The following is a 6,706-nucleotide window of genomic DNA, read 5'->3' as shown; positions in this document are numbered from 1 at the left end:
TGGTCGCCGCCCCAGCGACTGCGGCGATCGCGGACTGGCTCCGGAACGACGGGTGACCGATTTTCTCGAGGACCGGAAAGTCTTCTTCCTCTACTGCCTGGCGCTTTTCCGCCCGGGTTGGACACCGCCCGACCTGCCGACCGACCGCACTGTGGCGGGCGATGTCAGCAACTGGCCGGAGGATGACGTCGCTGTTCTCATCGAGGAGGGCCGCCGTCACCTCGACCGGCTCCTACTGGACATCGATCAGACCCGGACGCGCGCGCAGCAGGCGGTGACCGCGACGCTCGCGCTGCTCGTCGTCGTCGCCGCGCAGCTTCCCGGCGTCGCGAAAAGCCAGATGCAGCTCACGATGCTCGCCGTCAGCGGTTTCCTGCTCGCCGTGGGTTTTTGCGGGGCGCTCAGCATCACGGTCATACAGGTTCGGGTGAGCGTGATACACGCCGGTGTGTTGAGCACCTCCGCCACGCCTATACGGCGCCGTCTCGCCAAAGATTACGCCGAAGCCGTCATCGAAACCGGGAGAACAGTACACACGATGCTCACGGTTCTGAGCGAGGCGGCCCGGTACGTCACGTTGGGGGGCGCGCTCGACGGAATACTGTGGTTAGTGCGTCATATCTGACGCACTAATCGGTCTGACGGCGGGAGCGGGTCGCACGATTCTGCTGCCCCGAACCGATTCGACGGCGTGCCGCAGATCGGCCGCCGTCACACGCGCCCGCCCGCTCCGGGCGACCCGGACGGCGGCATCGACTACCGCGCGCCGAATCTCCCGTCCGGACACCTCGACTTCGGCGAGCCATGTGACGTCGACATCCGGGTCCACTGGCATTTCGGCAGGAAGGTGGCGCCGCCAGATCTCCGCTCTCGCACGCGCGTCCGGTTCAGGGAAGCGCACGTGCCGGAGCCTACTGTCGAAGGCGGGATCGTAGCTTGTCACGAGGTTCGTAGCGAAGATCACGAGCCCGTCGTAGCGGTCGAGCGCCATCAGGAGCTCGCTGCGCATCGTGTTCACGGCCTGTTCGGAACCCTGACTGGTGTGCTCGAAACGCTGGGACATCAACGAATCGGCCTCGTCGATGAACAGGACGGCGTCATTCGCGGTCGCAGCGCGGAAGAGCGCGTCGAGGTTCTTCGGTCCCTCACCGTGGTATTTGCTCTCCAGCTGCGAGGTTTTGGACTCGAGGATCTTCTTACCGAGGCTGTGAGCAATCGCGTGTGCGGCAAGTGTCTTGCCGGTTCCAGGACCACCGTGGAAGTTGACCGCCGAACCCGGATGCGGCTGGATGCTGCGCAGGTTCCACTGGTCGAAGACCCGCGTGCGGAGCACGACCGCGTCGACGGCGACCCGCAACTCCTCCATCGTCTTGTCCGGGAGCACGAGGAAGTCCATGCCGTACAGCGGTTCCGACACCCTGAAGTAGGACGCCCGCTTCTCGATGGAGAGCACGTCCGGCTCGTCCTCTGGCGCGGACTCGCCGCCTACGGGCACGCGCCGGTTGGTCACCACGAGGGCGAGGTCGTCCGCGCCAGTCGCCTTGGTGAAGTTCTCCGCCGCCATGATGAGGGCTGACCGAAGTACAGCAGCGTCGCCCTCGCCGGCGTCGGTTGGTACGCCGTCCACTCGGATAGCCCCGGTGTTCTGGCGCAGCAGGGACGCAAAGCTCCCGCCAGCAGCCTGATCCCCGGTTTCCATGTCGTTGCTTTGTTGGACTACCACGGGAGCACGACCTGAGGAACAGCGGATTCGACCGATTTTCATCCGGCGAGCCTCCAGAAAGAGCGAGGGGGATTCAGTGTGACCGCCTGTCCGATCTCGTGGTTATCTCCGCGCCGCCCCACCTGACGGATCGAATCAGCTCCATATGACGACCTTGTGATTACTGTGGACCCGCCTGAGTTCGGGATCGACCTGCCCGGCCTCTATCTTGCGAGACTCGTCGAACTTGTTTGCGGACTTGTCGAATATTCCTTGCACGACGATGGTTTTGCCGCTGGCTAGTTCTTCTATCACGGTGACCGCCGCCTTGTCTGCGTCGAACCGCACCCGCGCAGCACGTTCCTGGAACCAGTCAACGAGAAAGGAGACTGTGAGGACAGTCACCCACAGAACAGCGGAAGCCGCCACGCTCGCCAGCAAAAACGCCGCAATCTCAACAACCATGAGATCCTCCCGGGATGCGACATGGTCGCGGTCGCTTGGCACGCAGGCTAGGTGAAGATGACGACATTCTTGTCCTTGATTAGCGAGGCCAGCATTTCGTCGAAACTGCGGGCAATGTACGACCGGTGTGGTGCGCCGTCTTCGCCGCCGACCAATGCCCTGCCCTCGCCGTCCATGTAGAACAGCCGGACCAGGGATCCGCCCCGGCGCGCCTCACGGACCAGCGCTCCGCAGACTGCCGTCGGTGCTCGTTTCTTGTTCTCGACGAAAAACTCAACCACCGAGTGATAGGTCAGCTCGTGTATCGGTGGCGGTCGACCTTTCGCCGCTGCCCACGTGATCTCGTGCAGCCGAACCGCCAGCTCATCCATCCGAGCCGCCTGCGCCTGGAGCATACTTGAGGCCTCAGACGCGAAGATACTACTCGGATCTCGTCCCGCGATCACTAAACATGTCACCCCCGGCCTTTCTCGGTCACTCCTATCTTCGCACACCGCTAGGCCTAGCGGATGGCATCCAGCGACCAACCTGTCGGATCAGCGTGGTCGCTGGCAACCACACAAAACCATCCTCGGCGGTCACGTGCCGTAGCGTACCAGCTGGCGTTCACTGTTGGTCCAGCATAGCGCTGAAACGGCGACTGGTCGCTTCAGGCTCGTGCCCGCCGGTAATATAGAGAGCGAACCATAACTTGTCCACCGCGGCCTTTCTGCCTATTCCTAGCCTCTCCATGGCGTTTTGAATATGCCTCCGCACGGTGTGCTCCGACAGACTCAACTGCTTGGCGATCTCCTTCTCCGTATAGCCTCCTGTGACCCGCTCGAGGATCTGGATCTCCCGCTCGCTGAGACACACCGCCTCCGGAGCCTGTTTCGACGGCTGGAGGATTTCCGTCGCCTGTGAAGACGAGCCAGCGCCGCCATTGAAATCTAGCTGTACGTTGCCGGGCGATTTCATGATGGCTTGCCGCAGTTCACTGAAGAAGACCGCCATGCCGCCGTCATCTATGCCGAGCTTGGTGCGCGCCGTGGCGGGGCGGACGTTATCGCCGACCATATCGAGTAAATCCCTTAGCCGCTGGTCGACAGTCAGGTGATGCGTTTTGATGGCCTCCACGAGAGCAACCGCGAGCTGGGGACCGAGCCAATGGGCTTCGAGCGTCACCTCGTAAATGGTGTCGGCGAGAGAAATACCACCGATATCGCGGCTGATGACGGCTCGCACGCCCAGGGTCCAGACACCGACGATCCACTCCCAGCGGATCTCCTCGGTGTTGAGGAGAACCAGTACCGGGGTCGCCGTGGCGACATCGCGGAGTTGTTCGGTCGAGGCTACGCCGCGGATACCCAGGACGCAGACGTCGTAGGAGACGCGACTCTTCAGCTTGCTGAGGTGGTCCTCATCCACGACGACGATCATCTGCTGGCTGTGGTCTTTGAGAGTTGCCAGCAGGCCCTGGCGCGTAAGTCGCTCGCTCTCGACAACCGCGACGCGGGCCAGTTCGTCGAACGGCATCGCTTCTCCTATCCTTGCGGACGTGGGTCTCGGATCATTGACCCAGCTCAGTGATCAATACCTTCGGTCGTGTGCTGAAAGCGACGTCATGTGACGATCCGAACCGTCGCGATCAACTGGCCCCGGTCGCCCTTCTTCGTCGGGACGCCGCGGTAGCAGTATCGCGCTTTCCAGCCACTTGCGGTTCCCTGGGGGATGGGGAGTGTCAATGGCTCCTGGTCGGGCGACGGAAGTGTGAGTAGAGCTCCGAAGCGTGCTTCGTCCGGCGTGACCGGCACAGTCATGAAAAGGTCTATCCCGGCCCGCTGAAATAAGGGGCCAACATCAATACGCACGGTCAACAGGAGATCGCCAGGTTGGATGATCTTATATAGTCCGGGAAAGCCGCGACCGGACACACAAATTGTCTGGCCGTCGTATACACCAGCCGGAATATGGATGCTCTCGGTTCGATCGGCCCAGCCGATGCCGCCGCATGCGCTGCAACGGCCACGCTCGACGACGTGTTCCACCACCTCTGCTGTCCGTGCCTTCCTTTGGGACGGCGAGGCGCCGTTGGGAGACAGACCTGAACCGCCGCAGGGGATACACGTGGTCGCGGCTGGTAGCCGCACGACGGTCTCCGTTCCGCCGATCGCCCCTTTCAGCGAGACGGTGACATCGCTGTGAAGGTGCCCGCCCCGCGGCACGCGCAACTCTGCGAATGGGTTCGTCTGACCCGGTGAGTGCGATTCCTCCGGAATAGTTGACCGCGAGGGCGACCGAGCGGACATTTTCGTCCTTGCCTGCTGCGCGAGGCGGGCCGCCTCAGGGCGGTACGCCGGATCCATGCCATCGAATGCGACAGCTGCCTCTTCCCATTCCTCACGGCGATGGTATTCCAACGCCTGTTTGTAGCGATTATCCCGGATCATCCTATCACGGTAGGCCTTCGCGGACGCTACGAGGCTGCGTGCGGAGATGACGGCCTTCGTAGTCGCCAAGTTGCCCAGCCCGGCCAGCCGGATATCGAAGGAGACGACGTCATCCCAGCGCCTGCCCTGGTGTAGCCGCTGTATTTCTAAGTACAGCGCATCGATGTTTCGGAGGACCTCGGCATCCCCGAGGCGGTCCGCATACTGTGAGTCGCGTTCAACCATCTTCTGGAGAATCACGACGGCATCGGCCCACCGCTCGTCCGCCTCGGCCTTCTCGGCCGCCTCGTTCCAAGTGGCGAGCTGATTGTTACGCACCGTCGCAAGGGTCTCGGCGAGTAGCATTTCGGTCGGATATTGGGCCTGCAACATCTCGAACAGAAGAATCGCCCGCGGCCACTCCCGGTCTGCTTTCGCAGCCAGGGCCTCGGTGAAATTCGGATCCTGGTACAGGTCGGTCGTCGGAGTTGTTGGTAGCTTCGCCGGAGATCCCCAGATACCGGCGGCTGCCGCGCGCGATTCAGGTCCGGATCCCACCGATGACACCGCGTCCGCCGAAGGGCGATCGTCAACCGCGACTCCCCCGTCGTGACGCTGTGCGGGAATCCCGATGAGGCGCCCCATGGGCGACTGCAGGTAAAGGACCGGCGTTCCCCACTCGGTAACGTTAGGCAGGTTCCAGATGGAGATGCGCGCCCGCGCCATCGCTACCTCGAGCGGTTGTTCGTCGACAATCGCCTTGTACAGCGCCGCCACAAAAGCAAATGAAGCCTCATCACTCACCGTGGACTGCATCGCCACGACGGCGGGGACCCCATGCTGAACCAGCTTCCGCGCGACTCCCAGCCACGGTTCCGGCCGCCCGCCATGCGCGCCGACGCACGAGTTGAGTACCACCAGCAACAGCGACCGATGGTCGTGGAGGTTGATTGCCAGGCTGGACGCGCCCAGCTCCCGTTCGCCGCCGTCGGCGTCTTCCAGCAGGAGAAACCCGTCGCCGTCAAGTTCATCGAGCTCGCCATGGCCGCCGTAGTGGAGGATATGGTAGGGGCCGTCGTGTAGTTGCTGCTGGAGAGCGCTGATTGTTCCCGCCTCGACCCGGTCGACCCTAATGGTGTTCTTCCGTCCAAGGCTATGCAGAACGCTCCACTCCCTTGAGATGTCGATAGGGCGGCTCGCCCCAGTGGGCGAGGCCAGCATGACAAGCATGTGAAGCATGTGAAGCGGCTGCGGCAGCTTGGATGGCTTCATGACGTCCATGAAACGAACCACCGACGTCGTCTCCGAGAGTGCGAGAAAACTGCCATTTGGGCTACAGAGGTATTCCCATGGCAAAGCGGCGAGTTCTGGGCACTGGGTCATACGCAACCGAATCCTGAGGCCGTAGTTCTCGTTCAGCGCAGCGTCGATGCTCCGCTCGTAACAACGCAGGATTACGCCCGTGAACATGGCGTCGAAGAGCCTTCTCCCGAGCTCCTTGACCTTCTGTTCGTCAGCCTTCCGCTCCTGCGCGTTCGGGGTGGACGGACGTACGACGACCTTCTGAAAAGCTTCGAGCTCAGCGTCGGTCACCGGTTGGTGGAACGCGATATTTGCTCCTGTACCCACTGGGCTCTGAGTGACCTCGGCGTGGAACAGCGATTCTTTATCTTTAGGTCTCACGAGCAGATCAAAGTTCAGATAGTCGTCGACACCCATCTCCACCTCGTCTCGTCCACCCTGAGCGAGGGGCGGCCGACCGGCGTCGACTACGCGATGACCACACAGCAAGCTATGTGGTTCGGCATCCCCGCATAACGCTGCGCCAGTCTACACGCACGACGACCGGTAGGGCACCGTGATGGGAGGCTTCCAGCACAGATCCGAAGTTGTTCGCCGACAGGCGACCGTGTGCAGATTGCTCACCATCTGAAGTGTCCATTCAGGGGTAGGCCGGAGCTATAGAACCGCTCCAAGATCGATATGCGCTGGCCGGTGTTAGGCGTGGCCGGTGGCGGCGCCGGCTTTCAGGCGGCTACCGGGGTGGGGAGCCAGGGCGCGCCGACGAGGGCGGCCTGGATCGCGTCGACCGGGCGGACGCCGTGGTTACGGGCGCTGACCAGGTAGGAAC

Annotated in this window: 6 protein-coding genes; 1 reads left to right on the top strand and 5 read right to left on the bottom strand. The window is 62.5% G+C overall.

Annotated features, from left to right (window positions below; translation table 11 throughout):
- A partial coding sequence (locus MJ797_RS25290) for a hypothetical protein (protein WP_239342018.1) occupies nucleotides 1-625 on the top strand: 625 nt, incomplete at its 5' end.
- Here the strand turns inward: MJ797_RS25290 and MJ797_RS25285 are convergent.
- From MJ797_RS25285 to MJ797_RS25265, 5 genes are all read right to left on the bottom strand, one after another.
- A complete protein-coding gene (locus tag MJ797_RS25285; RefSeq protein ID WP_239342016.1) occupies nucleotides 608-1,699 on the bottom strand; it encodes an ATP-binding protein in 1,092 nt (363 codons plus the stop codon). The two genes, MJ797_RS25290 and MJ797_RS25285, sit on opposite strands and share 18 nt — an antisense overlap.
- A gap of 159 nt (nucleotides 1,700-1,858) precedes the next feature.
- On the bottom strand, nucleotides 1,859-2,167 hold the full coding sequence (locus MJ797_RS25280) for a hypothetical protein (protein ID WP_239342014.1): 309 nt from the start codon (nucleotides 2,165-2,167) through the stop codon (nucleotides 1,859-1,861).
- 47 nt (nucleotides 2,168-2,214) lie between these two features.
- A complete protein-coding gene (locus MJ797_RS25275; RefSeq protein ID WP_239342012.1) occupies nucleotides 2,215-2,538 on the bottom strand; it encodes a hypothetical protein in 324 nt (107 codons plus the stop codon).
- Between the two features lie 235 nt (nucleotides 2,539-2,773).
- Nucleotides 2,774-3,682 carry a helix-turn-helix transcriptional regulator gene (locus MJ797_RS25270; RefSeq protein WP_239342010.1) on the bottom strand — a complete coding sequence of 303 codons (909 nt, stop codon included), beginning with the start codon at nucleotides 3,680-3,682 and terminating at the stop codon, nucleotides 2,774-2,776.
- An 86-nt stretch (nucleotides 3,683-3,768) separates the two neighbouring features.
- Nucleotides 3,769-6,294, bottom strand: coding sequence for a CHAT domain-containing protein (locus MJ797_RS25265; protein WP_239342008.1), 2,526 nt, complete (start codon nucleotides 6,292-6,294; stop codon nucleotides 3,769-3,771).
- Nucleotides 6,295-6,706: the final 412 nt, after the last annotated feature.

Origin of the sequence: Protofrankia sp. CiP3, from assembly GCF_917627345.1 — a bacterium.
Taxonomy (GTDB): domain Bacteria; phylum Actinomycetota; class Actinomycetes; order Frankiales; family Frankiaceae; genus Protofrankia.
The sequence above is the reverse complement of the archived record's forward strand: the minus strand, read 5'-3'. Positions and strand labels throughout refer to the sequence as shown.